Below are 26,102 nucleotides of genomic sequence, written 5' to 3'. Positions count from 1 at the left end.
CGTGAACAGCCAACGCTTTGAAAGCCTCGACGCCCGCGCCCCGGTGACGCTCTACTACGACGGCCACTGCCCGTTTTGCTTGAAGGAGGTGGCCTGGCTTGAAAAGCACCCGCGCCGAGCGCGTATCGAACTGGTGGACATTCAGGCCAGCACGTTCGACGCCGTCGCCCTGGGGCGCCCTTTCGAGGATCTGATGGGGAAACTGCACGTCAGGGATCAAAACGGGAAGTGGTACATCGGCATGGAGGCAAGCCGGGCCCTGTATGCGGTGCTGGGCTACCGGCGGATGGTGTGGGTTTCCTGCCTACCGGGCCTGCGCGGAGTGATGAATGCAGGCTACCGTTTGTTTGCCCGCTACCGTGTACGGCTGGGGCGGTGGGTTGAAAGACGTAAGACGCGCTCGCGGTGAAAGACCAGCGCCGCGTTAGAAAACGAGCGGCATGCGCGAGGTCAAGGGTTCGCTGTAGTGCGCGTCGCGGCCGATCATCTCGTCGTGGGGCACGTGCTGGACCAGATACGCGCGGTGGATGTCGGCCCGCTTGAGTTCGAGATAGACGTCGTCGAGCGAGCGAAACAGCATCGGCTTGCCCCGTTGGGTCAGCATATGGCGGCTGCCCTCGACATCCTCGAGCTCGACCTGATAAAAACGGCTGCCCGAGTGGGTAATCACCCGTATTTCGAAATTGCTGGAGCCTTCGACAAAGGTTTTCAGTTCGTTCAAATCCATGAATCTCTCCTGTTATTAGTGGTCATGGGGCACAGCCTGACGCTTCCCCATGACATTTTTATTACCCTATCAGGATAACAGTAGCGCAAATCGTGCCGCTTCACTAAGGCGCTCGAGCGCTAACGTAACAAAAGAGTGTTTTATCAGGAACCTGGCTTGCTGAAGAGCCCCAGGGCCGGCCTACTGATACTGGGAGGGGTCGATCGCCTTGCCCAGAGAGTTGCGGTCGATCCAGTTGCCGCCCTTGGTCTCCTTGTAGCGAAATACCACCTTGTCGCCGATTTCCACGGGCAGCTCGCCGTCTTCGGTTTGATAGCTAAAGGCCTCGCCGTTGACCACCAGGTGGTAGCGGTAAAGATCCGGCATGCCCAGCCACTCCTTGAACGGCCCTTCGCGCTCGAGCGATTCGAGTTCACCCCGGCCTTCGAGCTTGGGAAGACGCTTCTTGTTGCCTCGCTTAAAACCACCACCAGCCATGCGCTGCTCCTGTCGATTGAACGTTTGATCGAACGTGGCCACACCGGGATCAATGAATGTTCTCGGTCGTGCTGGCCACGCCGACGTCACTTTACAAAGTCGGTTTTCACTTTAAAGGGGCGGCATTATACGGGCTGCGCCCCGCGGCTCAAGTCATTCGCCGAAGGCCTGGCCGTAGCTGTCCGGGGCCAGATCCTCGAAGCGGGTATATTTGCCGATGAACGCCATATGGACCGTACCGATCGGACCGTTACGCTGCTTGCCGATGATCAGCTCGGCGAGCCCCTGATTATCAGGGTTGTCCGGATTGTAGACCTCGTCGCGGTAGACGAAGGCGATGACGTCGGCGTCCTGCTCGATGGCGCCGGACTCACGCAGATCCGACATCACCGGGCGCTTGTTGGGTCGCTGCTCCAGCGAGCGGTTGAGCTGGGAAAGCGCGACCACCGGGCAGCCGAACTCTTTTGCCAATCCCTTGAGCGAGCGCGAGATTTCGGAGATCTCGCCGGTGCGATTTTCCGAAAAGCCGGGGATCTGCATCAGCTGAAGGTAATCGATCATGATCAGCGCCATGTTGCCGTGTTCGCGCACGACGCGGCGAATCCGCGAGCGCATCTCGTTGGGCGAAAGCGCGGCAGTGTCATCGATGAAAAGCTGCTTGTCCTTTAGAAGATTCACCGCCGAGGTCAGCCGCGGCCAGTCTTCGTCCTCGAGCTGCCCCGAGCGCACGCGGGTCTGATCGATGCGCCCAAGCGACGACAGCATCCTGAGCATCAGCGACTCCGCGGGCATCTCCATGGAGAACACAATCACCGGCTTGTCGCTCGAGATCACCGCGTGCTCGACCAGGTTCATGGCGAAGGTGGTCTTGCCCATCGACGGGCGCCCGGCGATGATCACAAGGTCCGAAGGCTGCCAGCCCGAGGTCATCTCGTCGAGATCACGAAACCCGGATGAGAGCCCGGTCATCTCGCCTTTCATGTTGAAGAGCTCGTCGATACGGTCGACGGCCTTGGTCAAAAGCTCGCTCATGCCGATCGGACCGCCGGTCTTGGGGCGCTCCTCGGCAATCTGAAATACCAGCCGCTCGGCTTCGTTCAACAGCTCGTCGGCGGGCCGGCCCTGGGGCGAAAAAGCGCCATCGGCGATCTGGTTGGCCGCGCGAATCAGCTTTCTGAGCGTCGCCCGCTCGCGCACGATATCGGCGTAGGCGCGAATATTGCTCGCTGACGGCGTGTTGCGCGCAAGCTCGGCCAGAAACCCGAGCCCGCCAACGCTGTCGAGCTGGTCGCGCGCTTCCAGCGCCTCGGAGAGCGTCACCACGTCCAGTGGCTGGCCAGACTCGGCCAGATGAATCATGACGTTGAACACCAGCCGGTGCTCGTAGCGGTAGAAGTCATCCGCGGCCAGGCGCTCGGCGACGTTGTCCCAGGCCTGATTGTCGAGCATCAGCCCGCCAAGCACCGACTGCTCGGCCTCGAGCGAGTGCGGCGGAAGCTTCAGCGCCGCCGTTTCCTGATCCGCTGGGGACTCATCCATCCCGGGCTCCTTTCAATAGCGTCTTACGCGGGCAATCGTACTACGCGTGCAATCGTACTACGCGGAGCCACTGATACGTGGCCCCATGTGACTCATGAGCCCGCCTGGGCGTTTACGCCCGGCGGTGCTGAAAACGATTTTGCAAGGCAAGGCCTTGCAAAATCGACTCCCTTGCGTGCCTTAAGCGGCACAAACACGAGGCTCAATACGAGTCAAAAACATGAATCAAAAACGTTATTCAAAAACAAAGGGCGCGGGATAACCCGCGCCCTTTTCGGCGTCACCGGAGGTGGCAAAGCATCCGTCGGGATTACTCTGCAACCACCACTACGCGTACGGTTGCATCCACTTCGGCATGCAGGTGCAGGGCAATGTCGTATTCGCCGGTTTGACGAATCGGGCCCTCGGGCATGCGAACTTCGCTCTTGGCCACTTCGATGCCGGCAGAGGAGATCGCATCGGCCAGATCGCGCGGACCGATCGAGCCAAACAGCTTGCCTTCGTCGCCCGCTTTGGAGACCAGCGACAGTTCGATGTCGTTGAGCTGCTCGGCGCGCGCTTCGGCTTCTGATTTACGCTCGGCGGCTTGAGCTTCGAGCTCGGCACGCTGCGCTTCGAACGCTTCAACGTTCTCTTTGGTCGCCGGTACGGCCAGGCCGTACGGTACCAGGTAGTTACGACCGTAACCGGGCTTCACAGTGACCTTGTCACCCAGGCCGCCCAGCTTACCAATCTTGTCGAGCAGAATGACTTCCATCTCGTAAACCTCTAGTCAATTGCTGCGGGTAAGGCGTGCGCGAACGTTCGCGAAAGTATCAATCAGCCCCAACAGCAGCACAATGAGAATCGTGGGCAAGGTTGTGATCAGCAGCACATAAAATACCGCCAGCCACAGCCCGTTCATCCCCTTTAGTCCAATAAATCCGTGCACTAACGCAATGCCAGCCACCAACAGCGGCACCCAGCCAACGATCAAAAGCGCCTCGCCGCCCAGCAAAAGCCCCACCACGCCAAGAATCGCCAACAGCGCGAACTCTTTAGGGCTCAAGCGCAGCGCGTGAAACTCTTCACGAAAGCCGCCCGGGTTATAGAGCCCGGCCTGCCAGCTGCGCCCCAGGGCCAGACAGGCGATCGATGCCAGCAGCACGATCAGACCGGTGACCCCACCGACGACCAGCGCGGCCAGCGCCTCGGTGTCGTAGCCCTGGCGGGCGAACTCGGTGAGCATGTTGTCCACCTCTACCGAGCTCTGCCTGAGCTGCTCGAGCATCAGCTCCGACCCACCGGGCAGGCTGAAAATCCCGAGCTGGATCATGAAGGCCGACGCCAGCGTGCCGACGATCAGCGCTTCGCTCCAACGCATCCGCTCGCGCAGAATGACGGCCATGAGCGTGACCAGCAACACACTTGCCAGCGGAATCACGTCGCCCTGCACCCACCAAAAACCGGCGGGGATGGCGGCGGCGAGAATCACCGGCAGCGCCGGGGCGAACCCGCGACGCAGTGTCACCAAGGCGGCAATGGCGGCTCCCAACCAAAAAAGCCAGGGCACCAGCGTTGCAAGCGACGCCACGCCAACGGCGTAGGGCGTTTTTTGCATCAGCCATCGTGCTAGTGCCAGCATCACGTCAAGTGCTTACTGGTGGCTATCGGAATAGGGCAGTAGTGCCAGGTAGCGCGAACGCTTGATCGCGGTCGCCAGCTGGCGCTGGTAGCGTGCTTTAGTACCGGTGATACGGCTTGGAACGATCTTGCCGGTTTCGGTGATGTAAGCCTTCAGCGTGTCCAGATCCTTGTAGTCGATCTGCTTGACGCCTTCAGCGGTGAAGCGGCAAAACTTACGGCGACGGAAAAAACGTGCCATGGAGTAGCTCCTTTAATACGTGCGGTGAATAAACTTAGGCAGTTTCTTCGGTTTCTGCTTCGGAGTCGGCATCGACGTCAGAATCGTTGCGCGGCTTGTCTTCGCGACGCGGACGCTTCTCTTCTGCCGGCTTCATCATCGGCGAGGCTTCGGTGACCGCTTCCTTGCAGCGGACCACGAGGCTACGGATGATGGCATCGTTGAAACGGAAGATGTTTTCGATCTCTTCCAGAGTTTCACCGGTGCACTCGACGTTCATCAGCACGTAGTGAGCCTTGTGGATCTTGTTGATCGGGTAAGCCAGGTGACGACGGCCCCAATCTTCAAGGCGATGCACGGTGCCCGAATTTTCGGTCACGATGCTGGTGTAGCGCTCGACCATAGCCGGCACTTGCTCGCTCTGATCCGGGTGGACCATAAACACGATTTCATAATGACGCATGGAATCTCCTTGCGGTTTGACAGCTTCCGGTGCGCGCCGCTCGGGCTTGGCAGGGAAGCAAGGAGTTAACTGAATGCCTTTCGCCAACGCGCTTCTAATATCGTGGGGGCCACGATGAAGCGCCGATTAGTCGCCTGGGCATCAAGCAGAACTTTCATTGGTGTGAGGGCAAAACCCTCAAGGCGCCCGCAACGAATAAACGGGCGAGCGCATTTTAGAAGCGTTGAGGTCAACTTGCAAGCTGGCGCTGGCGAACCGCCTCGAACAGACAAATCCCTGCGGCGACCGAGACGTTCAGGCTGGACACCTGGCCGGCCATGGGCAGTTTCGCCAGATGATCGCAGCCTTCGCGAGTCAGCCTTCGCATGCCCTTGCCTTCGGCGCCCATAACCAGCGCCGTGGGGCCCTTGAAGTCGAGCTCATAAAGCGAAGCGTCGGCCTCCCCGGCGGTGCCGGTGATCCAGACGTTGAACTCCTTGAGCTTTTCAAGCGTGCGGGAAAGATTGGTGACCTGATAGACCGGCACGACCTCCGCCGCACCGCAGGCAACCTTGCGTACCGTGGCGTTCAGCGGTGCGGCGTTGTCTTTCGCCACGATCACGCCGTGGGCGCCAGCGGCATCGGCGCTACGCAGGCACGCGCCGAAGTTGTGCACGTCAGTCACGCCATCGAGCACGAGCAGAAGCGGTGGCGCGGCCTGATTCCAGGCGCGCAGCTTGAGCCAGAGCGACTCCTCCCCTTCCGCCGTCAGCGGCGCGCAAAACGCCACCACGCCCTGATGGGCGGCGCCGGCAGTGAGCTGGTCGAGAAGCTCTCGCGGCTGCTCCTTGAGTCGAGCGCCCTGGGTACGGGCGCGCTCGATCAAAAGGTTCAAGCGCTTGCCCGCGCCCTGCTGAATCCAAAGCTCGCGAGGCGCCTCGCCCCGCTCCAGCAGACTTTCGAGGGCGTGAACACCGTACACCTGGTCGAGGCCTTCCGGCACTGGCACCGGCGGCGCGCTGCGCTGGCCGCCGCGCGTACCGCGCCTGGACGATGACTTCATCCTTATCCCTTATTTAGCGGTGGTTTTTTAGGGGCGCGGCGACTGCGCTGCGGGCCGCTTTTCGTGGCCGTGGTCTCGCCCACCGGTTCAGGCTTGGCATCGGCGTTACTCGAAGGGGCTTGCGAGCGCTCACCGCTTTTAGGCTCGGCCTTTGCTTCCGCGGTCTTACCTTCCGCTGCCTTGCCACCGCCGCGCTTGGACGGCGAGCGGCGCGGCTTCTCGGACGCATCACCGCCACCGGGGCGCTTGCGCGGCTGGCGGCGCGGACGCGGCTTTTCGTCGCCGAGCTCAAAGTCGATCTTGCGATCGTCCATGTCGACTCGTGCCACCTGTACCGTCAGGCCATCGCCCAGGCGGTAGGTGGTGCCGGTACGCTCGCCCTTCAAGCGATGCTTCTCGGCCTCGTAATGGTAGTAGTCCGAGGGTAGCGAGGTCACATGCACGAGGCCTTCGACGAAGAAGGTGTCCAGGCGCACGAACAGACCGAACTGCGTGACCGAGGCGATGGTGCCCTCAAACGTTTCGCCGAGCTTATCGGACATGAACTCGCACTTGAGCCAGCTTTCGACGTCGCGGGTCGCTTCGTCGGCGCGGCGCTCGGTCATCGAGCAGTGCTCGCCAAGCTCGACCATCTGCTCGAAGGTGTAGGGGCACCACTTACTCGGCGGCTCGACCGGCGCACCCTCGACGCGCACCACGGTATTGGTCTGGCGCGGCCCGCGAATCACCGAGCGAATCGCGCGGTGCACGAGCAAATCCGGATAGCGGCGAATCGGCGAGGTGAAGTGGGCATAGGCCTGGTAGGCCAAGCCGAAGTGACCTTCGTTTTGCGGCGAATAGACCGCCTGGTTCATCGAGCGCAGCATGACCGTTTGGATGATGTCCGCATCCGGGCGGTCGCTGATCGCTTCCCTGAGCGCCTGATAGTCCTGGGGCGTGGGCTCGTCGCCGCCGCCAACGGACAGACCCAGCTCGCTCAAAAACAGACGCAGCTTGTCCAGACGCTCCGGCGTCGGGCGCTCGTGGATGCGGTAAAGCGCCGGCAGGTCGTGTTTGTCCAGAAAGCGTGCGGTCGCCACGTTCGCCGCCAGCATGCACTCTTCGATCATCTTGTGCGCGTCGTTGCGACTTCTAGGCACGATCTCCTGGATCTTGCGCTCTTCGTTGAACACGATCGCGGTTTCGGTCGTATCGAAGTCGATCGCCCCGCGCTCCTCGCGCGCCTCGCGCAGAAGCTTGTAGAGCGCGTGCAGGTCTTCGATCGGCTTGACGAGCTCCTTGTGCTCTTCGCGAAGCTTTTGTCCCTGCTCACTTTCCGGCTCCAGCATCGCGGCGACCTTGTTGTAGGTCAGTCGCGCGTGGGAGTTCATCACCGCCTCGTAGAACGAGTAGCGGCTAATCGCACCGGTTTTGGAGATGTTCATCTCGCAGACCATTACGAGGCGGTCGACGTGCGGGTTCAGCGAGCAGAGCCCGTTGGAGAGAAGCTCCGGCAGCATGGGGACGACCTGGCCGGGGAAATAGACCGAGTTGCCGCGGGTGCGCGCCTCGTCGTCGAGCGCAGTGCCCGGACGCACGTAGTGGGACACGTCGGCGATCGCAACGATCAGCTTCCAGCTGCCGGACTTGGTCTTCCAGGCATACACCGCGTCGTCGAAATCCTTGGCGGACTCATCGTCGATGGTGACCAGCGGCATGTCGCGCAGATCCACCCGGTGATTCTTGTCCTCTTCCAGTACTTCGGCGGAAATACCGCTGATCTGGTCGAGCACTTCCGGCGGAAACTCGGCGGGAATCTCGTAGCTGCGAATGGCGATGTCGATTTCCATGCCCGGGTCCATGCGCTCGCCCAGCACCTCGATCACCTCGCCCATCGGCTGCACGCGGGTCGCGGGCTGCTGAGTGATGCGGGCCGAGATCACCTGGCCATCCTTCGCACCTTCGCTGGCGGTATGCGGAATCAACACTTCCTGGGTGATACGCGGGTTTTCCGGGATCAGAATGCCGAACTCCGGCGTATTGCTGCGATAAACGCCCACCAGGGTTTGGGTGTTGCGCCCGATCACCTCGGCGATGGTGCCCTCGTCGCGCCCGCGCCGGTCGCGCCCGCTGACGCGCACCAGCACGTGATCGCCGTGGAAGACGCGGCGCATCTGGCGCGCGGGCAGCACGATATCCGGCTTTTTGCCGTCGTCGCGCAGCAAGAAGCCGAAGCCGTCGCGGTGGCCCTGCACCTTGCCCTTGATCAAATCGAGCTTGTCGATCAGCGCGTAGGCGCCGCGGCGGTCGCGCAGCACCTGGCCGTCGCGCTCCATGGCCGCCATGCGCCGGCGCACGGCTTCGAGATGATCCTCGTCCTCGATGCCCAGCATCCGGCTCATGTTTTCGTGAGTGATTGGCTTGCCGTAGCTTTCTAGCGCGGCCAGCAGATACTCACGGCTGGGCGCGGGGTTGTCGTATTTGTGCGCCTCACGCTCAGCGTGCGGGTCATCACTTAACGTCCAGTACTTCATGCGTTCGTCGTCCCTGATGGCGTGTGCGAAAGGCAGGAAAAAAAGGCCGTGCGAAAGCACGCCTTCGATAAGGAGGCAGGCGCTTTGACTAGGCAAAACGCGCCAAAAATAGTCATGGTGTCTTTGGTCATCGGTGCAGTATAGCGCCGCCGCTTCAATCACCCAACCGTCCGCGCTCGCATTCGATCGATTTTTGATTCAAAAATGCGCCTGAACACTTGCATTTAGGTTTGGGCCTGGTATCATACGCGCCACTTGCCCAGATGGCGGAATTGGTAGACGCGCTAGCTTCAGGTGCTAGTGTCCGTATGGACGTGGAGGTTCAAGTCCTCTTCTGGGCACCAATCGACATCGTGTTATCCCCTTTTCACGATATTGAGCGGTGTAAAACAAGCGGTTCGTATTCGCCCGGGTGGCGGAATTGGTAGACGCGCTAGCTTCAGGTGCTAGTGACTGTATGGTCGTGGAGGTTCAAGTCCTCTCCCGGGCACCAATCGAATACGAGCATATGATGCGCCCAGGTGGCGGAATTGGTAGACGCGCTAGCTTCAGGTGCTAGTGTCCGTATGGACGTGGAGGTTCAAGTCCTCTCCTGGGCACCATCAAGGTGTCGTCCGCATCATTATCATGCTTCATGATCACCTATTTTATGCATTTCTCAAGCTTCGTTGATTCTTCGACTCCCTGAAGCACTCTGGTATTTACTACTCGTATCCCAAGGTTTCAATCCATTGCAACACCCTAGCGCTTTCAGTTCTGGTCATGCATTCAGCGCATACCCCTATTCCTAACCAGCGCTTCGTTTGGTAAATGATAACGCGTTAGCCTGTTTTCCATGCATCCGACGCATGGATTATAAAATAACAGGAGAGCGCTATGTCGCACCAGTCGTTACGCCCCTTGGTATTCTGGCCAACATTCTTCATTCTTCTCGGCGCCGTCATCGCAAGTTATGTCGATATGGAGGCCTTTCTCGCCGCTGCGGGCCATCTCAACGACGCCATTCTGGAAAACTTTTCCTGGCTTTTCAGTCTGGGCAGCCTGTATCTACTGGGCATGGCCGTTATCGTCTATTTCTCACCTATCGGGCGTATTCGCATTGGCGGCGCCTCGGCCACACCACTACTGTCGCCGTTTCGCTGGTTTTCGATCACGCTGTGTACAACGCTTGCGGTCGGTGTGCTGTTCTGGACCACCGCCGAGCCACTCTATCACTTCATGAGCCCGCCATCGTCCAGCGCGCTTGAAGCCGGGTCGAGTGAGGCCATGATCTTCTCCATGTCGACCATGTTTCTTCACTGGAGCTTCACGCCCTACGCGATCTACGCAGTGCCGGCGTTGATCTTCGCGCTGTCCTTCTACAACCTACGCCTGCGCTTTTCGATTTCAAGCATGCTCGAGCCGATGTTCGGCCCGCGCATCAAGCGTTACTCCGGATTGATCGACGCCATTTCACTCTATGCGCTGGTCGCCGGCATGGCCTCTTCGCTGGGTACCGGCGCGCTGACGCTGACCGGCGGCGTCAACCAGTATCTGGGGGGCGAAACCACGCCGCTGCGTCTCGGGGTCGTCGTCGCCATCATCGTGACGACCTTCGTGCTGTCGGCGGCGAGCGGTTTACAAAAGGGAATCGCGCGACTTTCCAGTCTCAACGCCCTGTTGCTGTTGGCACTGGGTATATTTTCATTCGTCGTTGGCCCCACCATCTTCAGCCTGGGACTCGGTGTCGAATCCTTCGGTGTATTTCTCGATAACTTCATGACCAAAAGCCTCTTTACAGGCACGGCGGGCGACGACCAGTGGCCGCAGTGGTGGTCGATTTTCTATTGGGCCGTATGGTTTGCCTGGGCGCCGGTGGCGGCGCTGTTCCTGGGCAAGATCTCCCGTGGCTACACCGTACGCGAGTTTCTGCGCATCAACCTGCTTTATCCGGCGCTGTTCGCTTGCGTATGGATCGTCATTTTCTCGGGCACCGCGCTTTACTACCAGGCCCACACGGACATAGGTCTTTACGCAGTGCTCAACGATCAAGGGGTCGAGAATGTGCTTTATACCCTGTTCCGGGAGCTGCCCTTGTCGACGTTCTTGATCCCGGTACTGCTATTCATCGCATTTATATCTTACGTGACCGCCGCCGACTCTCAGACCGATGCCATCGGCAACCTGTGTACTCGTGGGCTGACCGCGGATTCCGATCTGAACGCGGGGCTAACCATGAAAGTGGTTTGGGGCGTGATCGTCGGCCTCGTCGCTTGGGTCATGGTGAGCTTCATTGGTATCGACGGGGTGAAAATGCTGTCCAATCTCGGCGGGCTGCCGGCACTGGCAATCGTACTGGTCGCGACTGGCTCGCTCTGGGTCTGGCTCAAGCACCCGGAGTCTCTTACCCATCCTTCGCAATCCACCAGCCATAAGCGTGCTTCATGAATATCAAGCAGAATTTTCCCCACCGCGTTCGCGAACTGGAAAACGTATGGATACCGCTGGCAGACGGCACCCGCTTGGCTGCGCGTATCTGGCTACCGGATAACGCCGAGTCAAACCCCGTTCCCGCGATTCTAGAGTACCTTCCCTATCGCAAACGTGATGGGACCGCGATTCGCGATGAGCTGACTCACCCTTATTTCGCCGGTCACGGCTATGCCAGCGTGCGCGTGGACATGCGGGGCAACGGTGAATCCGACGGTCTGATGGAGGATGAGTACGCTCCTCAGGAGCAGGCTGACGCGCTGGAAGTGATCACGTGGATCGCCGCGCAGCCCTGGTGCGATGGCACTCTGGGCATGATGGGCATCTCCTGGGGCGGCTTCAACGGCCTACAGGTGGCCGCGCTGCGGCCGTCACCGCTCAAGGCAATCATTACACTTTGCTCCACCGATGATCGCTACGCCGATGACATTCACTACAAGGGCGGCAACATGCTGCTGGAAAACCTGGGATGGGCGGCGACCATGCTCAGCTTCTCCGCCGCACCGCCCGACCCGCTGCTGGTGGGCGAGCGTTGGCGCGACCTGTGGCGCTCTCGGCTTGAGAACATGCCACTACTGGCCGAGAAGTGGCTCGATCATCAGTACCGCGACGACTACTGGAAGCACGGCTCCATCAACGAAAACTACGCCGACATTGACGCGGCGGTGTACATGATCAGCGGCTGGGGCGACTCCTACGTCAATACCATCCCCCGCATGATGGAGCATCTGAACTGTCCGAAAAAAGCGCTACTGGGGCCCTGGATGCACAAGTACCCCCACTTTGCGCTGCCGGAGCCGGCGATTGGCTTTCTCCAGGAAGCGCTTCGCTGGTGGGACTACTGGCTCAAGGATATCGATACCGGCATCATGAGTGAACCCGCCTGCACGTTTTACCTGCAGGATGGCCTGCCCCCGGCGCCCAAGTACGCCGAGCGTCCGGGGCAGTGGGTGCACACCGACCGCTGGCCCGCCGCTCAATGCGATATCGACACCCGCACGCTATATCTCACCGAGCAGGGGCTGGGCGAGAAAGGCGAGCTTTACCGGGACCAGCGAATCGCTTCGCCGCTGACCGCGGGTAGCTTTCAAGGCGAGTATATACCGCTCTGGTTCGGCGCCGACTTTCCGCCGGATCAGCGCCGCGATGATGGGCTATCGCTCACCTTCGACTCCGCGCCCTACGATGCGGGCCTTGATCTTCTGGGCCAGCCCAGCGTGAACGTGACGCTGACGAGCAGCCAGGCGTGTGGTCAGTTCCACGCGCGCCTGTGCGACGTCGCCCCGAGTGGCGAAAGCGCGCTGATCACTTACGCGACGCTAAACCTGAACCTGCGCGACGACCTGGGCGCGCTCAGTCCACCCGTGCCGGGTGAGCCGATGACGATTACATTGGCAATGGACCTGATCGGCTACCGGCTGCCAAAGGGACACCACCTGCGCCTGGCGCTTTCGAGCGCGAGCTTTCCGCTGGTGTGGTCACCGCAAAAACGCGCCGATCTCACCTTGCTGGCCGGCACACCGACGCTATCGCTTCCGGTGTCGACGGCGCCCTACGTCGACACGCCCTTTGAATCGCCGGAAAGCGCCACGCCTTGCGCTATCAAGACGCATAGGGCGGGCGAGCCAAGGCGCACCATCAGTGAAGACGTGGGTAGTGGCGAAGTCACCGTTACCGTCGAGGATGACATGGGCAACATTGAGTTTCTCGACCACGGACTCGAAGTCGAGCAGTTCGCCAGAGAGGTCTACACCAGCCACCCATTTGATGCGACCCGCACGCGCGCCGAGATCGAATGGGTCTACCGCGCGACGCGCCGTCAAGGCGAGGGGCGCTTCGCCGTCTCGGTGATCAGCCGCTACCAGCTCAACTGCGACGAAAGCACCTTCTACCTCACCGCCCAGCAGCGTGCTTTCGAGGATGAAACGCTCGTCAGCGACAACGCCTGGCAGCGCGACATCCCGAGAACGGCCATATAAACTGCCTTTCTCGTTCGGCGCCGGACGGCAGCGGCCGTCCGGCAGTGATATGCTGGCTTGCATCAAGCGAACCAGCCAATGAGTTTCTTCATGCGTGATGCCCTCCCCCCCCTATCGTGCCTGAGAGCTTTCGAGGCCGCGGCCCGCTACTGCAGCTTTACCCAAGCCGGACACGAGCTCCACCTTTCTCAAAGTGCGGTCAGCCGTCAGATCAAACGGCTAGAGGACGACCTGGGGAGACCACTTTTCGAGCGCCACGTCGAGGGTCTTCGCCTGACGCCCAGCGGCGAGCGCTACTTCCGCGTGGTCCAGCGGCTTTTGCGAGATCTGGGCGATGAAACAGCCCGTCTTCGGCGGCGCGCCGATAGCCGCCAACTCACGCTCGCATCCAGCCCAACCATCGCCTCGATCTGGCTAGCTCGCCAGCTACCGGCCTTTCAACGCGCCCACCCGCATATCGAAATCCGCATTCTTACCGTCGAAGATCCGCATCGGCTGGATCTGAGCGAATTCGATCTGGGGATTTACTATCATGTACCGCTTGAAGTAGACCCGCCGGGGCTCACCGCCCACCCCATCTTTTCCGATGAAGACGTGGCTGCCGTGTGCAGTCCGATTTATCTGGATCGCTACGGCAAACGTATTACCCCTCAAACGCTACTGACCGAACACACGCTGATGGTAGTGGAGGATCACTACAACGACTGGCTCACATGGCAGCACTGGTTCACCGAGCTTGGACTTCCCTGGCAGGCACCGACCCACACGCTTCGCGCCAACAGTTTTCAGCTTTTGATGAACGCGACCTTGGCAGGCCAAGGCGTCACGCTCGGCTGGATGCGCCTGCTGGAGGCGGAAATTCGCCAAGGCAACCTGGTCCCGGCACTCGAGCACCGCCTGCCAAGCCGTGGGAAGCTATCGCTATTCACCCCACAGCACCGCCACATGACCGAGCCGATGAAAGCGTTCAAGAAGTGGGCGCTCAGCGGCGAACCCATTGATCACTGAAAACGGCCCGGACGTTTCGAAACATCCTCGAGCGCCCAGCCCTGGGTGTTGACCTCGCCTTCCAGTACCGATTCCACCGCTGGCGACAGCCGCGGGAAGAAATTAAGCCCGGTGCGCGCCTCTACGTCATCGATGGTGACCAGGTAGTCCGCGAGCGGCTCGTTGCCGCGCACGTCCTGGGGCATGATGAAGGCCAGCGCCAGCGGCGCGTCGGCGTGGGGGGCGACGATGATCTTGTAAAACGCCTCAGGCACCTCGACCAGACCCACACGGTTCATGACGTTGTCTGTAAAGCGCTCGGGAAAGATGGGGCCGGTAATCACTTGCAGGACGTCAAAGCGCGGGGCGAAGTGATCCATCACCGACTCCTCCAGGCGCTGCCAGAGCTGGCGGTTCAGGTTGGGCTTCTGAGGGCTCATGTTGCTCATCAGGAAGGTATCGAGCTGGGCGCTTCGGCCATGAACCGCGGCGATCGCGTAGTTGGGTGCCATGTGGCCGCGGTCATAGCCGCTGCCGGAGTAGCTGTCGGTGCCGATTGGCCAAAGCGTTCGCCAGTCCGGGCGAAAGCCTGGCCGCGAGCCAATGCGGGTATCGTCGGCGACCGCGGCGACCTGGTAGCTGACCCAGAGCGGGTTGACGCGTACGTCCGACCAGCCAACGACGAAGCCATCGTTTCGCAGCACGCGATGAAAGTTGGTGAAGCCAAGCTCGTCCCAGGTCGGCGCGCCCATCCAGACGACGTTTTGCAGCGCGTGGCGCTCCTGATACTCCCAAAGCCCGCCTCCCACCACCACGAACAGCAGCGCAATGCCAAAGCGCCGCCCCTGACGACGCCAGCGCACAAGCGATTTACCCAACGACTCTCTCCCCACGTTCCCTTGTAGCCGCTGCCCGCGCGACGCTGATGGTTCTTTAATTATTCAGTTCTGTCGTTATCCAGTTGTCTACGCGGTGCGGTTACCAGCCCAGCGAAAACATGGTTTCCAGATCGTGGCGCGAGTGCACCTGCATGGCGTTCAGCGTTTCGGTGTCGCTGATGCCTTCCACCGCGTTCAAGCGCTCGGTGACGAGCTCGGCAAGGCTTTCGAAATCCCGAGTGCGAGCGATGGCGACCAGATCGTAGCGCCCACAGGTCGAGTACACCTCACTGATACCCTCGACCTCCGCCAACCGCTCGGCCACGCCTTTTACCTGGCCCTTTTCGGTATTAATCAAAATGACAGCGTTTTGCATGGCGCCCTCGTAGGTCAACGTAATGAAAGTCTGCGTCTTCAAGCCTGCGAGTATACCAGCCCCACTCGGCGGGCCAAACGCCGCGATTGACGCGGTCTATTGCCGCGCAGCCCAAAACCCATTAGAGGCACCTGTCCTCATGGGTTAAGATGCCTGGTCGGTGAATGTTTTATCATGAGGCGATACTTAGAGCGCTCGAGCGCCTCGCCCGCTACCTACTCGTGACAGCTCGCCCGGATGACGGGCGCTTCGTTTGCAAGATCAGGAGATACCATGGCCGATCAAAGCCGCCGCACGTTCATGCGCAACAGTGTACTGGGCCTGGCTGCCCTACCGCTGGGCGCCGGCGTTTTATCGAAAACCGCGTTCGCTCAGTCGCTGCCCCGGCTCGACCCGAGCGCCCCCGCCGCCCAGGCACTCAACTACGTGGAAGAGGCGCAAAGCGCCAGCGACCACCCCGCCTTTAGCGAAGGCGAGCTCTGCTCCAACTGCATGTTCTTCACCGAGTCCAACGAAGGCTGCCAGCTTTTCCCGGAAAACAGCGTCGCCCCGAACGGCTGGTGCCAGTCCTGGACTTCGAAGGGGTAAGGCCAGGCCCTACCCCCTTCAAGCGTTACGACGCACCTTCAGCACTGCCCTCCTCTACCGGCCAGCGATAGCGGTGCGTGACACGCCCCTCGTCCATCGATACCAGATGCACCGGGAAGCCCCACAGCTTTTGCAGGTGGCGCATGACCGGATAGACGCTGCGCTCCAACGGCCGACGACTCTCCTGCACGTGGTGCAGCGTCAGCGACCGGTCGCCGCGAATGGCCGCCTCGAACACCTGGATGTTGGGTTCGCGAAGCGATAGCGCGTACTGGGCGGAGAGCGCGTTGCGCACCCGGCGGTAGCCTTGCTCGTTGTGGATCGCGCCCACGGCCAGGGTATCGCTCTGATCGTCGTCCACCATCACGAACAGCTTGAGATCGCGAATCACCTTCGGCGAAAGAAACTGTTGGATGAACGACTCGTCCTTGAAGTTGCGCATGGCGAACTCGAGTGTCTCCCGCCAGGGCGAGCCCGCGATATCCGGAAACCAGGCGCGGTCCTCGTCCGTCGGCGCAATACAGATGCGCTCGATGTCGCGAAAGATCGCAAAGCCCAGCGCGTAGGGGTTGATACCGCTGTAGTAGGGGCTGTCAAAATCCGGCTGATTGATGACCGCCGCGTGGGATTGCAAGAACTCGAGCATCAGCCCTTCATCCACGTGGCCATCGTCATAGAGCCGGTTCATCAGCGTGTAGTGCCAGAAACAGGCCCACCCCTCGTTCATCACTTGAGTCTGGCGCTGAGGGTAGAAGTACTGGGCGAGCTTGCGCACGATACGCACGATTTCGCGCTGCCAGGGCACGAGCAGCGGCGCGTTTTTCTCGATGAAGTAGAGCAGGTTCTCCTGAGACTCCGACGGGTAGCGCCCGCCTTCGTGCAGGCCCAGCGGGTCGTCCTCGTCATGAAGCCCGCCCGGTAGCGCCTCGCTCTTCTCGAAAGGTTTGGGGATGGTGCGCCAGAGCATGTTGACCTGGGTTTGCAGGTAGGCCTCACGCTCCTGCTGACGGGCGGCCTCCTGGGCGGCGGAGATTTTCGAGGGGCGTTTGTAGCGGTCCACGCCGTAGTTTTGCAGCGCATGGCAGGCGTCGAGCAGCTGCTCGACGGCGTGGGTACCGTGGCGTTCCTCGCACCGGGCAATGTATTTTCGCGCAAACACCAGGTAGTCGACGATGGAGTCGGCCTCGGTCCAGGTACGAAACAGGTAGTTACCCTTGAAAAAGGAGTTATGGCCGTAGCAGGCGTGGGCCATGACCAGCACCTGCATCATCAGCGTATTCTCCTCCATCAGGTACGCGATGCAGGGATCGGAGTTGATGACGAGCTCATAAGCCAGCCCCATCTGGCCGCGCTTGTAGGCCTGCTGTACGGCGAGAAATTGCTTGCCGAACGACCAGTGGTGATAGCCTACCGGCATCCCGACGCTGGCGTAGGCATCCATCATCTGTTCGGTGGTGATCACTTCGATCTGATTGGGGTAGGTATCGAGCCGGTACTCGTCGGCGAGCACCGCCAACACCTCGTCGAAGCGCTCGAGTATGGCGAAATTCCAATCAGAGCCCGTGGCAATGGGGCTCTGAGCGGTAGCATCGGAAGAGACTCGCATCGCGTACTCCTCGAAAAACAGGATCGGGTCAGGGCGACGTGGTCAGCCGGCGTTTGAACAGTTCACGAAACACCGGGTAGATATCGCCGGCTTCGAAAATCTGGCGCATCGCGAAACGCTCGGAAAACCGTTTGGCCACGGTTTCATACTCGTGCCAGAGCGACTGGTGCTCGTGCGGGGTAATCTCCACGTAGGCGAAGTATTGAAGATTCGGCATCAGCTCCTTGATCAAGAGATCGCGGCAGATCGAGGAGTCGTCGTCCCAGTTGTCGCCGTCAGAGGCCTGGGCGACGTAGAGATTCCATTGACTCGCCGGGTAGCGCTTCTCGACGATACCGTGAACGAGTTTCAACGCGCTCGAAACGATCGTACCGCCGGTTTCCCTGGAGTAAAAGAACTCCTCCTCGCTGACCTCGCGGGCAGCGGTGTGGTGGCGCACGAAAACGAGCTCCACTTTCTCGTAGTGCTTATCCAAAAACAGGTACAACAGCAAAAAAAAGCGCTTGGCGATATCCTTGTGGTTCTGGGTCATCGAGCCGGAGACGTCCATGACGCAGAAAATCACCGCCTGACTCGAGGGCTGGGGCTCCGGGGCGAGCTGATGATAGCGAAGATCCACGGTATCGATGAACGGCACCAACTCGATGCGCTTTTCAAGACGCTTGATTTCCGCCTCGAGCTCAGCGATGCGCGCCGGGTTTCGCAAAATCGAATCCTTGCCGAGCTCCTCGGCCAGCGCCAGCTGCGCCTCCATCAGCGCGCGCTTGATCGGCGCGCGCATGGCAATGCGCCGGGCGTAAGCCTCACGCATCGAGCGGGTAACGCTCATGCGCGACGGCACGCCGTCACGGGCAAGCCCGGCGCGCACCATTTTAATTTCCTCCATGGTCTTGAGCGGTTTGCGCTGCAGGTGCGGAAGCTCCAGCCCGTCGAACACGAACTCCAGAAACTCCTCGCGGCTCAGGGTAAAGGCGAACTCATCGTCGCCCTGGCCCTGATTGCTCGCCTTGCCTTCACCCGCCCCACCGCCTCCACCGCCGCCGGGCGGACGGCGGATTCGGTCGCCTTCGAGAAACTCCTTGTTGCCGGGCGAGACGATGCTTCGCTTCCCGCCCGGGCCGTGCTGAAAAACCGGCTCGGAAATATCGCGAGTCGGAATGGACACGCTCTCGCCGCGCTGCATGTCGGTGATCGAGCGGCGGTTGACCGCCTCCTCCACCGAGCGCTTGATGTGGTGGCGATAACGCTCGAGAAAACGCTGCCGATTGACCGCGCTTTTGTGCTTCGCGTTGGGCCGGCGATCAATGAAGTAGGTCATGCGACCTCCTTGAACAAGGGCGACTGAAACCCGAGCCAGTAAAACCAGCGCTACTGGGATTTACGTACGCGCAGGTACCACTCCGACAGCAGGCGCACCTGTTTCTCGGTATAGCCGCGTTCGACCATGCGCTCGACGAAGTCCTCGTGCTTTTTCTGATCCGATTTCGACGCCTTGGCGTTGAAGGAGATCACCGGCAAAAGCTCCTCGGTGTTGGCGAACATCTTGTGCTCGATCACGCCTCGAAGCTTTTCGTAGGACTGCCAGCTTGGGTTCATGCCGTTGTTCTGGGCGCGCGCGCGCAGCACGAAGTTGACCACCTCGTGGCGAAAATCCTTCGGGTTGGAGATACCCGCAGGCTTCTCGATCTTTTCGAGCTCCTCGTTGAGCGACTGGCGATTCAAGAGCTCGCCGGTTTCCGGGTCGCGGTACTCCTGGTCCTGAATCCAGAAGTCGGCGTAGGTCACGTAGCGGTCGAAAATGTTCTGGCCGTATTCGCTGTAGGACTCCAGATAAGCGGTCTGGATCTCCTTGCCGATGAACTCGACGTAGCGCGGCGCCAGAAACTCCTTGATGAACCCGATATAGCGCTCGAACACCTCGGCGGGAAGCTGTTCACGCTCCAGCGCCTGCTCCAGCACGTACAGAAGGTGCACCGGGTTGGCGGCGACCTCGGTGCTGTCGAAGTTGAACACTTTCGACAGGATCTTGAAGGCGAAGCGGGTCGAAAGCCCCTGCATGCCCTCGTCCACCCCGGCGGCATCGCGATACTCCTGGATCGACTTCGCCCTCGGGTCGGTATCCTTCAGGTTTTCGCCGTCGTAGACGCGCATCTTGGAGTAGACGCTGGAGTTTTCCGGCACCTTGAGCCGTGAAAGCGTGGTGAACTGCGCCAGCATGCGCAGCGTATCCGGCGCGCAGGGTGCCTGGTTGAGCGAGGACTCCTCGAGAAGTTTTTGATAGATGCTGATCTCTTCGGAAACGCGTAGGCAGTACGGCACCTTGACGATGTAGACGCGGTCGAGAAACGCCTCGTTGTTACGGTTGTTGCGAAATGCCTGCCACTCGGACTCGTTCGAGTGGGCAAGAATCACGCCATCGAAAGGGATCGCGCCCATGCCTTCGGTGGGGTTGTAGTTGCCCTCCTGGGTCGCGGTCAAAAGCGGGTGGAGCACCTTGATCGGCGCCTTGAACATCTCGACGAACTCCATCAGCCCCTGGTTGGCGCGGCAAAGCCCGCCGGAGAAGCTGTAGGCGTCCGGGTCGTCCTGGGAGAAGAGCTCGAGTTTACGAATATCGACCTTGCCCACCAGCGATGAAATGTCCTGGTTATTCTCGTCGCCCGGTTCGGTCTTGGAGATCGCGATCTGATTGAGTCGCGACGGATACAGGCGCACTACGCGAAATTGCGAGATATCGCCGCCGTTCTCCTTTAACCGTTTGGCCGCCCAGGGCGACATCACGCTTTTTAGATAGCGCCTTGGGATACCGTACTCCTGCTCCAGAAGCTCGCCATCCTCTTCCGGCGAGAAAAGCCCCAGCGGCGACTCCTGCACCGGCGAATCCTTGATCGCGTAAAAGGGAATGCGCTCCATCAAGAGCTTCAAACGCTCGGCAAGCGACGACTTGCCGCCGCCGACCGGGCCCAGCAAATAGAGAATCTGTTTGCGCTCTTCAAGGCCCTGGGCGGCGTGACGGAAGTAGGCCACGATTTGCTCGATGGCATCTTCCATACCGTGAAATTCGGCAAATGCCGGGTAGCGGCGAATCACCTTGTTGGAAAAAATGCGCGAAAGACGCGGGTCCTTGGCGGTATCGATCACCTCGGGCTCGCCGATCGCCTCGAGCATCCGCTCGGCGGCGCTGGCGTAGACCTTCGGGTCACGTTTACAAAGGGCGAGATACTCCTCGAGGGTCAACTCTTCTTGCTGAATACGGGCGAATCGGTCTTGAACGTGATCAAAGATGCTCATTGAACTCTCCTGTGGCCCAGCCTCAGGTATACCGCTCAACCACCCTGTCAACGCGGTGCACCAAACGAGGTATCGCTCTATTAGCGTAGACAGCATTAATCGAAAAAGAGTGATAAAAACTTCAACGCTAGCGTGAATTTCGGGTTGGAAACAGGATGTTTCGCAAGCCCCTCGAACGCGGTACTGGAACCCAGGGCGCGGCTCATGTTCGAATGGGGAGCACAAACAAAGGATCTGGCGGCAGGCGGCTATTTGAGCGTTGACACGCTTGCTTTCCACCCAGGCTTTTACAACACTGGCTTTCCCAACATCTGCTTTTCCAACACTCACTTTTCCAATACCCGGAGATATGAACGTATGCCGATTCGTCGCGCGCTGATTACCGCTTTACTCCCCCTGATGGCGGTCACCGCCGCTTCAACGGTTCAGGCGCAACAGAGCGCCCCGAACGTCGACACCCAACGCTTTCAGGATTGGGAAGTGCGCTGCCCCGCCGGCAACACCGGCCAGCAAAGCTGCACCATGAACCAGATCGTCAACAATCCGGACAGCAACGAGCCGCTGATGCGCGCCATGGTGGGCTACCCGCCCCAGGCCCAGGGCATGGCGGTCATGGCCTTCGTCATGCCGCTGGGCGTCAACCTGGCGCCGGGCATGCAGCTTCAGGTCGATAGCAACGAGCCGGTGGGCTTTCCCTACCAGTTCTGCCAGGAGCAGGGTTGCCGGGCGGATCTGCCGCTGGAAGCAAGCCTTCTGCAGCAGCTTCGCAGCGGCTCCACTGCGACCGTCAGCGCCATCGCACCGGACGGCCAGCGGCTGGATCTGAATCTGTCGCTCATGGGCTTTACCAGCGCGAGCCAGCAAATCTCGCCCTGATCCCGCCTTGCCTGCACCGCGCGCCGCACTCTCACGTGCGGCGCGCGCGTTTCTAGCGTGAGCCCATTGCCTCGCTGACATCGGCCAGAAGCTGGTCCAGAAGCTCGACGGTGGTATTCCAGGCGCACACAAAGCGCGCCCCGCCGGCGCCGATGAAGGTATAGAACGTCCAGCCGCGGGCTCTTAATGTCTCGACCACGTGGGCGGGAAGCTCGACGAACACGCTGTTGGCCTGGGTGGGAAACATCAACGATACGTCGGGAAGCTGCTGCAAGCCCTCCGAGAGATAGCGCGCCATGGCGTTGGCGTGCTGGGCGTTGGTCAGCCAGGCGCCGCTTTCCAAGAGCCCAAGCCAGGGGGCGGAGACGTAGCGCATCTTGGAGGCGAGCTGGCCGGCCTGCTTGCAGCGATAGGAGAAGTCTTCAGCGAGTTCGCGGTTGAAGAACAAAATCGCCTCGCCGAAGGCCAGCCCGTTTTTGGTGCCGGAAAAGCAGAGCGCGTCCACGCCGACCTGCCAGGTCAGCTCCGCGGGGCTTGCACCCAGGCTTGCACAGGCGTTGGCAAAGCGCGCACCGTCCATGTGCAGGCGAAGATCATACTTGTCCGCTACCGCGCGAATGGCCAACAGCTCCTCGCGCGAATACACCGTACCTACCTCGGTGGCCTGGGTGAGCGAGACGACCTTGGGCTTGGGGTAATGAATATCGGAACGTTTGGTGACCAGCGCCTCGATGCCTTCCGGGGTGAGCTTGCCGTTGGCGCCGGGCGAGGTCAAAAGCTTGGCGCCGTTGGAGAAAAACTCCGGGCCGCCGCACTCGTCGGTTTCGATATGGGCGAGCTCGTGACAGATCACGCTATGGTAGCTGCGCCCCATGGCGGAAAGCGCCAGCGAATTGGCGGCGGTTCCGTTGAACACGAAGAACACGTCGCAGTCGAAATCGAACATTTCGCGAAAGCGGTCCGCCGCGCGCGCGGTCCAGGTGTCGTTGCCGTAGGCCAGATCGTCACTATCGTTGGCCTTCATCAGGTACTGCATCGCTTCCGGGCAGATACCCGAGGTGTTGTCGCTGGCGAGAAACCGGGGGGTGCACTCCGAGGGCATGGCGGTTGGGTCCTTATGCTGACGGACGCGGGGCGAGCTGGGTGCCACTCGCCCCGCGCCGGATGCGTTACGAAAGCGCCCGCAGCGGGGGATATGCGCCGCGGGCAAGAGCGTCTCAGTCTAACGCTAATTCGATACACGCGTCATACGGGCTCTAAACGCCCGCCTAAAGCGTCGCCGCCAGGCGCATGCCCTGGTCGATCGCCCGCTTGGCATCGAGCTCGGAGGCCTCATCGGCGCCGCCGATCACGTACACCTCGCCCCCGGCGCTTTCAAGCGGTGTGACGAGATCGCGCACCGACTCCTGCCCGGCGCAGACCACGATGCTGTCCACTTTCAGCACCTGTTCTTCGCCGTTTTGGCGAATATGCAGCCCTTCATCGTCGATACGCAGATACTCGCAGCCAACGAGAGTTTTCACCCCACGCGCCTTGAGTGCGGCGCGGTGCACCCAGCCGGTAGTCTTGCCAAGGCCCTTGCCGGGCTTCGAGCGTTTACGCTGAAGCATGGTGATACGCCGGGCCGGCACCGGCGGGTTGGGTGCCGTGAGCCCGCCGCGCTCGCCGACCGCCAGGTCCACACCCCACTCCTGGCACCAAACGTCTACATCGAGCGCCGGGTGCCCGACGTGGGACAGAAGCTCGGAGACGTCGAAGCCGATGCCGCCGGCGCCAATCACCGCCACCTCGGGCCCGACCAGGTCCGGGTGCTCGATCGCATCGGCGTAGCTCAGCACGCTCGAATGATCTGCGCCGGGAAGCTCCAGCGTGCGCGGCGTCACGCCGGTGGCGATGACCACCACGTCGAAATCGGTAAGCGCCTCGGCGGTGGCCTCGACGTTCAGGCGCACCTCCACGGCGTATTTATCCAGCATGACGTGGAAATAGCGCAGCGTTTCATCGAACTCCTCCTTGCCGGGAATCCTGCGCGCGTAGTTGAACTGCCCGCCAAGCTCGCCCCGGCGCTCGAACAGCGTCACCGCGTGGCCACGGCCGGCCGCCGCCACCGCCGTGGCAAGCCCCGCCGGGCCGCCGCCGACCACCGCCACGCGTCGGGAGGTGTCGGCGGGCGCGAGGCTGAACTCTGTTTCGTGGCACGCCCGCGGGTTGACCAGACACGACGTCAGCTTGCCGGCGAAGGTGTGATCCAGACACGCCTGGTTGCAGGCGATGCAGGTATTGATCTCATCGCTCGCGCCCCGGGCGGCCTTTTGCACCCAGGCCGGGTCGGCGAGAAACGGGCGCGCCATCGAGACCATGTCGGCATGGCCCTCGGCCAGCACGCGCTCGGCCACTTCCGGCATGTTGATGCGGTTGGTGGTGATCAGCGGAATCGAAACCGCCGAGCGGATCCGCCGGGTCACCTCGGTGAAGGCGGCGCGCGGCACGCTGGTGACGATAGTGGGTACGCGCGCCTCATGCCAGCCGATGCCGGTGTTGATCACATCGGCCCCGGCCGCCTCGATCGCCTGGCCAAGTGCGACGACCTCCTCCCAGCTGCTGCCCTCTTCGACCAGGTCGATCATGGAAAGCCGGAAGATGAGTAGAAAGCGCTCGCCCACCGCCTCGCGAATGCGCGTTACGATCTCCACCGGAAAGCGGATGCGCGCCTGAAAATCCCCGCCCCACTCGTCATCGCGCTGATTGGTGCGCCGGCAGATGAACTGATTGATCAGATACCCTTCCGAGCCCATCACCTCGACGCCGTCATAGCCCGCTTGTTGCGCGAGCCGTGCGCAGCGCACGTAGTCGTCGATCTGCTGCTCGACCTCGTGGGTCTCCAGCGCTCTTGGAGCGTGCGGGTTGATCGGCGCCTGCAGCGCCGAGGGCGCGACCAGCGCGGGCGAGTAGGCGTAGCGCCCGGCGTGCAGAATCTGCATGCACAGATGCCCGCCCTCGGCGTGCACGGCCTCTACCACCTGGCGATGCTCAGAAAGCTGCGCCTCGTCGGTCAGAGCACTGGCGCCTTCGAACACCGCACCTTCCGGGTTGGGCGCGATGCCGCCGGTCACGATCAGGCTCACCCCGGCCCTCGCCCGCTCGGCGTAGAACGCCGCCAACCGGGCGAAGCCGCCGCGGGTCTCCTCGAGATTGGTGTGCATCGAGCCCATCAGCACGCGGTTGGGTAGCGTCAAGGGGCCAAGCGTTATGGGCGTGAACAGGTGCGGATAGGCGGACGGCTTTGTCATCACGGTCTCTCGGCGTTGCTGGAATCGTTATTGGAATCGTTGCTGACATCGTCGTTGAAATCGTAGCGAGGGATTTTGCTGCGCCTTTCAAGCGATATTCAAACAAGCGTATGACATTGGCCGGCCGCCGTACAGCGCCAGCGCCCGGTGGCGGCGCAAGGGGTTTGGTTTTACACCCCCTTGCCCACACGCTAAAAGCGCGTCACATTAACCGGCTAACGAACAAGGAACCCGCTATGCCGTTGATTTACTTCCTCGCCCCGCTGGCCACGGTGTTGATCTGGTCGGGCAACATGACCATCAACCAGCTCACCGTTGGCACCATCGCGCCGAGCAGCATCGCCTTTTTGCGCTGGTTTCTGGCGCTTTTGGTGATGACGCCGCTGGTGCTACCGGCCACGCTCAAGCACCTGCCGGAAATTCGTCGCCACTGGCCGAAACTGGCAACGCTTGGGCTACTCGGCATGGGGCTTTGGCAGGGCCTTGGCTACGTGGCGGCGGAAACCACCACCGCCACCAACATGGGGATTCTCGCCGCCATGGTGCCGCTTTTAACGGTGCTTTTGAGCGCGCTGATTCTGCGCGAGCCGCCCACGCTTGGCGGGGTGATCGGCGGGCTGTTGGCGTTTGTCGGCGTGAGCATTCTGCTCGGCCAGGGCAACCCGCTGTCGCTTTTGAAGCTCGAGGTCGCCTTTGGCGACGCGCTGATGGTGATCGCCGCGATCTGCTACGCCCTTTACGGGGTGATGCTCAAGCGCTGGCAGATGAACCTGCCCCCCTGGGTGATGCTTTACGCTCAGGTCTGCTTTGCGGTGCTGTTCTTGCTGCCGCCCTATCTTCTGGGGCCGATGACGCCGATCGACGGTCAGAACGTCTGGCTGATTCTCTACGCCGGCATTCCCGCCTCGATCATCACCACCTTTTTATGGATGCGCGCGGTACGCCAGATCGGCGCCAACCAGGCGAGCATCTTCATCAACCTGATGCCACTTTTCAGCGCGCTGATCGCCATGGCGTTTCTGGGCGAGCGGATTGCAGGCTTTCACCTGTACGGCGGTCTACTGATTCTGGCCGGGGTGATCATGGCGCAGACGCTCACCCGCCCGCTGGTGGGTATGGCCGGCAAAAAGGCCCGCAGCGCGCAGCAGTGATACACTA

General features: G+C 61.1%; 23 protein-coding genes and 3 tRNA genes. 10 read left to right on the top strand and 16 right to left on the bottom strand.

The window, feature by feature from the left end:
- Position 1: 1 nt before the first annotated feature.
- Positions 2-409 carry a thiol-disulfide oxidoreductase DCC family protein gene (locus RN347_RS05635; protein WP_263584566.1) on the top strand — a complete coding sequence of 136 codons (408 nt, stop codon included), beginning with the start codon at positions 2-4 and terminating at the stop codon, positions 407-409.
- A gap of 15 nt (positions 410-424) precedes the next feature.
- Here the strand turns inward: RN347_RS05635 and RN347_RS05630 are convergent, their stop codons facing one another.
- From RN347_RS05630 to rnr, 9 genes are all read right to left on the bottom strand, one after another.
- On the bottom strand, positions 425-727 hold the full coding sequence (locus RN347_RS05630) for a DUF6482 family protein (protein ID WP_263584567.1): 303 nt from the start codon (positions 725-727) through the stop codon (positions 425-427).
- 180 nt (positions 728-907) lie between these two features.
- Positions 908-1,204, bottom strand: a complete 297-nt coding sequence (locus tag RN347_RS05625; RefSeq protein ID WP_252107667.1) for a hypothetical protein — start codon at positions 1,202-1,204, stop codon at positions 908-910.
- Between the two features lie 153 nt (positions 1,205-1,357).
- Complete coding sequence (gene dnaB / locus RN347_RS05620; RefSeq protein WP_311960480.1) at positions 1,358-2,743, bottom strand: replicative DNA helicase; 1,386 nt, start codon at positions 2,741-2,743, stop codon at positions 1,358-1,360.
- A gap of 310 nt (positions 2,744-3,053) precedes the next feature.
- Positions 3,054-3,500 (bottom strand): 50S ribosomal protein L9, encoded by a 447-nt coding sequence (gene rplI, locus RN347_RS05615; RefSeq protein WP_263584569.1) that lies wholly within the window; start codon positions 3,498-3,500, stop codon positions 3,054-3,056.
- Positions 3,501-3,515: 15 nt separating this feature from the next.
- The gene (locus RN347_RS05610; RefSeq protein ID WP_263584570.1) at positions 3,516-4,367 is read right to left on the bottom strand and encodes a hypothetical protein; all 852 of its coding nucleotides are present in this window, start codon (positions 4,365-4,367) and stop codon (positions 3,516-3,518) included.
- 12 nt (positions 4,368-4,379) lie between these two features.
- Entirely contained in the window at positions 4,380-4,607 is a 228-nt protein-coding gene (gene rpsR / locus RN347_RS05605) for a 30S ribosomal protein S18 (RefSeq protein WP_009097135.1), read from the bottom strand.
- 34 nt (positions 4,608-4,641) lie between these two features.
- Positions 4,642-5,049: a 30S ribosomal protein S6 gene (rpsF, locus tag RN347_RS05600; protein WP_263584571.1), complete on the bottom strand. Its 408-nt coding sequence runs from the start codon at positions 5,047-5,049 to the stop codon at positions 4,642-4,644.
- A 229-nt stretch (positions 5,050-5,278) separates the two neighbouring features.
- On the bottom strand, positions 5,279-6,091 hold the full coding sequence (gene rlmB, locus RN347_RS05595) for a 23S rRNA (guanosine(2251)-2'-O)-methyltransferase RlmB (RefSeq protein WP_263584572.1): 813 nt from the start codon (positions 6,089-6,091) through the stop codon (positions 5,279-5,281).
- A 2-nt stretch (positions 6,092-6,093) separates the two neighbouring features.
- Positions 6,094-8,604, bottom strand: coding sequence for a ribonuclease R (gene rnr / locus RN347_RS05590; protein WP_311960479.1), 2,511 nt, complete (start codon positions 8,602-8,604; stop codon positions 6,094-6,096).
- A 257-nt stretch (positions 8,605-8,861) separates the two neighbouring features.
- On the opposite strand from rnr, the gene RN347_RS05585 reads away from it, so the two are divergent.
- From RN347_RS05585 to RN347_RS05560, 6 genes are all read left to right on the top strand, one after another.
- Positions 8,862-8,948 (top strand) — tRNA-Leu (locus RN347_RS05585).
- 62 nt (positions 8,949-9,010) lie between these two features.
- Positions 9,011-9,097: transfer RNA gene (locus RN347_RS05580), tRNA-Leu, on the top strand.
- A 22-nt stretch (positions 9,098-9,119) separates the two neighbouring features.
- A tRNA-Leu gene (locus tag RN347_RS05575) sits at positions 9,120-9,206 on the top strand.
- A 274-nt stretch (positions 9,207-9,480) separates the two neighbouring features.
- Positions 9,481-11,031 carry a BCCT family transporter gene (locus RN347_RS05570; RefSeq protein ID WP_311960478.1) on the top strand — a complete coding sequence of 517 codons (1,551 nt, stop codon included), beginning with the start codon at positions 9,481-9,483 and terminating at the stop codon, positions 11,029-11,031.
- Entirely contained in the window at positions 11,028-13,052 is a 2,025-nt protein-coding gene (locus RN347_RS05565) for a CocE/NonD family hydrolase (RefSeq protein ID WP_311960477.1), read from the top strand. The genes RN347_RS05570 and RN347_RS05565 overlap by 4 nt, the downstream gene beginning before the upstream one ends.
- A gap of 90 nt (positions 13,053-13,142) precedes the next feature.
- The gene (locus RN347_RS05560) at positions 13,143-14,060 is read left to right on the top strand and encodes a LysR substrate-binding domain-containing protein (protein WP_311960476.1); all 918 of its coding nucleotides are present in this window, start codon (positions 13,143-13,145) and stop codon (positions 14,058-14,060) included.
- On the opposite strand, the gene RN347_RS05555 is transcribed toward RN347_RS05560, so the two are convergent.
- The gene (locus tag RN347_RS05555) at positions 14,054-14,917 is read right to left on the bottom strand and encodes a DNA/RNA non-specific endonuclease (protein ID WP_311960475.1); all 864 of its coding nucleotides are present in this window, start codon (positions 14,915-14,917) and stop codon (positions 14,054-14,056) included. The two genes, RN347_RS05560 and RN347_RS05555, sit on opposite strands and share 7 nt — an antisense overlap.
- A gap of 100 nt (positions 14,918-15,017) precedes the next feature.
- A complete protein-coding gene (locus tag RN347_RS05550; protein WP_252107234.1) occupies positions 15,018-15,293 on the bottom strand; it encodes an Lrp/AsnC family transcriptional regulator in 276 nt (91 codons plus the stop codon).
- A 273-nt stretch (positions 15,294-15,566) separates the two neighbouring features.
- Between RN347_RS05550 and RN347_RS05545 the strand changes: the two genes are divergently transcribed.
- The gene (locus RN347_RS05545; protein WP_252107233.1) at positions 15,567-15,881 is read left to right on the top strand and encodes a high-potential iron-sulfur protein; all 315 of its coding nucleotides are present in this window, start codon (positions 15,567-15,569) and stop codon (positions 15,879-15,881) included.
- 25 nt (positions 15,882-15,906) lie between these two features.
- On the opposite strand, the gene RN347_RS05540 is transcribed toward RN347_RS05545, so the two are convergent.
- From RN347_RS05540 to RN347_RS05530, 3 genes are read right to left on the bottom strand one after another with little or no spacing between them, the layout of a single operon-like run.
- Positions 15,907-17,487: a SpoVR family protein gene (locus RN347_RS05540; RefSeq protein ID WP_311960474.1), complete on the bottom strand. Its 1,581-nt coding sequence runs from the start codon at positions 17,485-17,487 to the stop codon at positions 15,907-15,909.
- A 28-nt stretch (positions 17,488-17,515) separates the two neighbouring features.
- Positions 17,516-18,805, bottom strand: a complete 1,290-nt coding sequence (locus tag RN347_RS05535) for a YeaH/YhbH family protein (RefSeq protein ID WP_311960473.1) — start codon at positions 18,803-18,805, stop codon at positions 17,516-17,518.
- 50 nt (positions 18,806-18,855) lie between these two features.
- Positions 18,856-20,778, bottom strand: a complete 1,923-nt coding sequence (locus tag RN347_RS05530) for a PrkA family serine protein kinase (RefSeq protein WP_263584577.1) — start codon at positions 20,776-20,778, stop codon at positions 18,856-18,858.
- A 357-nt stretch (positions 20,779-21,135) separates the two neighbouring features.
- Between RN347_RS05530 and RN347_RS05525 the strand changes: the two genes are divergently transcribed.
- A complete protein-coding gene (locus RN347_RS05525) occupies positions 21,136-21,654 on the top strand; it encodes an invasion associated locus B family protein (protein WP_311960472.1) in 519 nt (172 codons plus the stop codon).
- Between the two features lie 52 nt (positions 21,655-21,706).
- On the opposite strand, the gene RN347_RS05520 is transcribed toward RN347_RS05525, so the two are convergent.
- Positions 21,707-22,756, bottom strand: a complete 1,050-nt coding sequence (locus tag RN347_RS05520) for a low specificity L-threonine aldolase (protein WP_263584579.1) — start codon at positions 22,754-22,756, stop codon at positions 21,707-21,709.
- A gap of 166 nt (positions 22,757-22,922) precedes the next feature.
- Entirely contained in the window at positions 22,923-24,944 is a 2,022-nt protein-coding gene (locus RN347_RS05515) for an NADPH-dependent 2,4-dienoyl-CoA reductase (protein ID WP_311960471.1), read from the bottom strand.
- 236 nt (positions 24,945-25,180) lie between these two features.
- On the opposite strand from RN347_RS05515, the gene RN347_RS05510 reads away from it, so the two are divergent.
- On the top strand, positions 25,181-26,095 hold the full coding sequence (locus RN347_RS05510) for a DMT family transporter (protein ID WP_263584581.1): 915 nt from the start codon (positions 25,181-25,183) through the stop codon (positions 26,093-26,095).
- The last annotated feature ends 7 nt before the right edge of the window (positions 26,096-26,102 follow it).

Source organism: Halomonas sp. PAMB 3264 (genome assembly GCF_031954245.1).
In the GTDB taxonomy this organism is placed as follows: Bacteria; Pseudomonadota; Gammaproteobacteria; order Pseudomonadales; family Halomonadaceae; genus Vreelandella.
Note: the sequence above shows the minus strand (reverse complement) of the source record. Positions and strands in the feature narration are given on the sequence as shown.

What these genes read in the sequence shown, in the direction of transcription:
- RN347_RS05520 (WP_263584579.1), bottom strand. Translation starts at nt 22,756, where the DNA reads ATGCCCTCGGAGTGCACCCCCCGGTTTCTCGCCAGCGACAACACCTCG.
- dnaB (WP_311960480.1), bottom strand. Translation starts at nt 2,743, where the DNA reads ATGGATGAGTCCCCAGCGGATCAGGAAACGGCGGCGCTGAAGCTTCCG.
- RN347_RS05545 (WP_252107233.1), top strand. Translation starts at nt 15,567, where the DNA reads ATGGCCGATCAAAGCCGCCGCACGTTCATGCGCAACAGTGTACTGGGC.
- RN347_RS05560 (WP_311960476.1), top strand. Translation starts at nt 13,143, where the DNA reads ATGCGTGATGCCCTCCCCCCCCTATCGTGCCTGAGAGCTTTCGAGGCC.
- RN347_RS05530 (WP_263584577.1), bottom strand. Translation starts at nt 20,778, where the DNA reads ATGAGCATCTTTGATCACGTTCAAGACCGATTCGCCCGTATTCAGCAA.
- rnr (WP_311960479.1), bottom strand. Translation starts at nt 8,604, where the DNA reads ATGAAGTACTGGACGTTAAGTGATGACCCGCACGCTGAGCGTGAGGCG.
- rpsR (WP_009097135.1), bottom strand. Translation starts at nt 4,607, where the DNA reads ATGGCACGTTTTTTCCGTCGCCGTAAGTTTTGCCGCTTCACCGCTGAA.
- RN347_RS05630 (WP_263584567.1), bottom strand. Translation starts at nt 727, where the DNA reads ATGGATTTGAACGAACTGAAAACCTTTGTCGAAGGCTCCAGCAATTTC.
- RN347_RS05610 (WP_263584570.1), bottom strand. Translation starts at nt 4,367, where the DNA reads ATGCTGGCACTAGCACGATGGCTGATGCAAAAAACGCCCTACGCCGTT.
- RN347_RS05525 (WP_311960472.1), top strand. Translation starts at nt 21,136, where the DNA reads ATGCCGATTCGTCGCGCGCTGATTACCGCTTTACTCCCCCTGATGGCG.
- RN347_RS05550 (WP_252107234.1), bottom strand. Translation starts at nt 15,293, where the DNA reads ATGCAAAACGCTGTCATTTTGATTAATACCGAAAAGGGCCAGGTAAAA.
- RN347_RS05510 (WP_263584581.1), top strand. Translation starts at nt 25,181, where the DNA reads ATGCCGTTGATTTACTTCCTCGCCCCGCTGGCCACGGTGTTGATCTGG.
- rpsF (WP_263584571.1), bottom strand. Translation starts at nt 5,049, where the DNA reads ATGCGTCATTATGAAATCGTGTTTATGGTCCACCCGGATCAGAGCGAG.
- RN347_RS05565 (WP_311960477.1), top strand. Translation starts at nt 11,028, where the DNA reads ATGAATATCAAGCAGAATTTTCCCCACCGCGTTCGCGAACTGGAAAAC.
- RN347_RS05515 (WP_311960471.1), bottom strand. Translation starts at nt 24,944, where the DNA reads ATGACAAAGCCGTCCGCCTATCCGCACCTGTTCACGCCCATAACGCTT.
- rlmB (WP_263584572.1), bottom strand. Translation starts at nt 6,091, where the DNA reads ATGAAGTCATCGTCCAGGCGCGGTACGCGCGGCGGCCAGCGCAGCGCG.
- RN347_RS05570 (WP_311960478.1), top strand. Translation starts at nt 9,481, where the DNA reads ATGTCGCACCAGTCGTTACGCCCCTTGGTATTCTGGCCAACATTCTTC.
- RN347_RS05535 (WP_311960473.1), bottom strand. Translation starts at nt 18,805, where the DNA reads ATGACCTACTTCATTGATCGCCGGCCCAACGCGAAGCACAAAAGCGCG.
- RN347_RS05540 (WP_311960474.1), bottom strand. Translation starts at nt 17,487, where the DNA reads ATGCGAGTCTCTTCCGATGCTACCGCTCAGAGCCCCATTGCCACGGGC.
- RN347_RS05625 (WP_252107667.1), bottom strand. Translation starts at nt 1,204, where the DNA reads ATGGCTGGTGGTGGTTTTAAGCGAGGCAACAAGAAGCGTCTTCCCAAG.
- rplI (WP_263584569.1), bottom strand. Translation starts at nt 3,500, where the DNA reads ATGGAAGTCATTCTGCTCGACAAGATTGGTAAGCTGGGCGGCCTGGGT.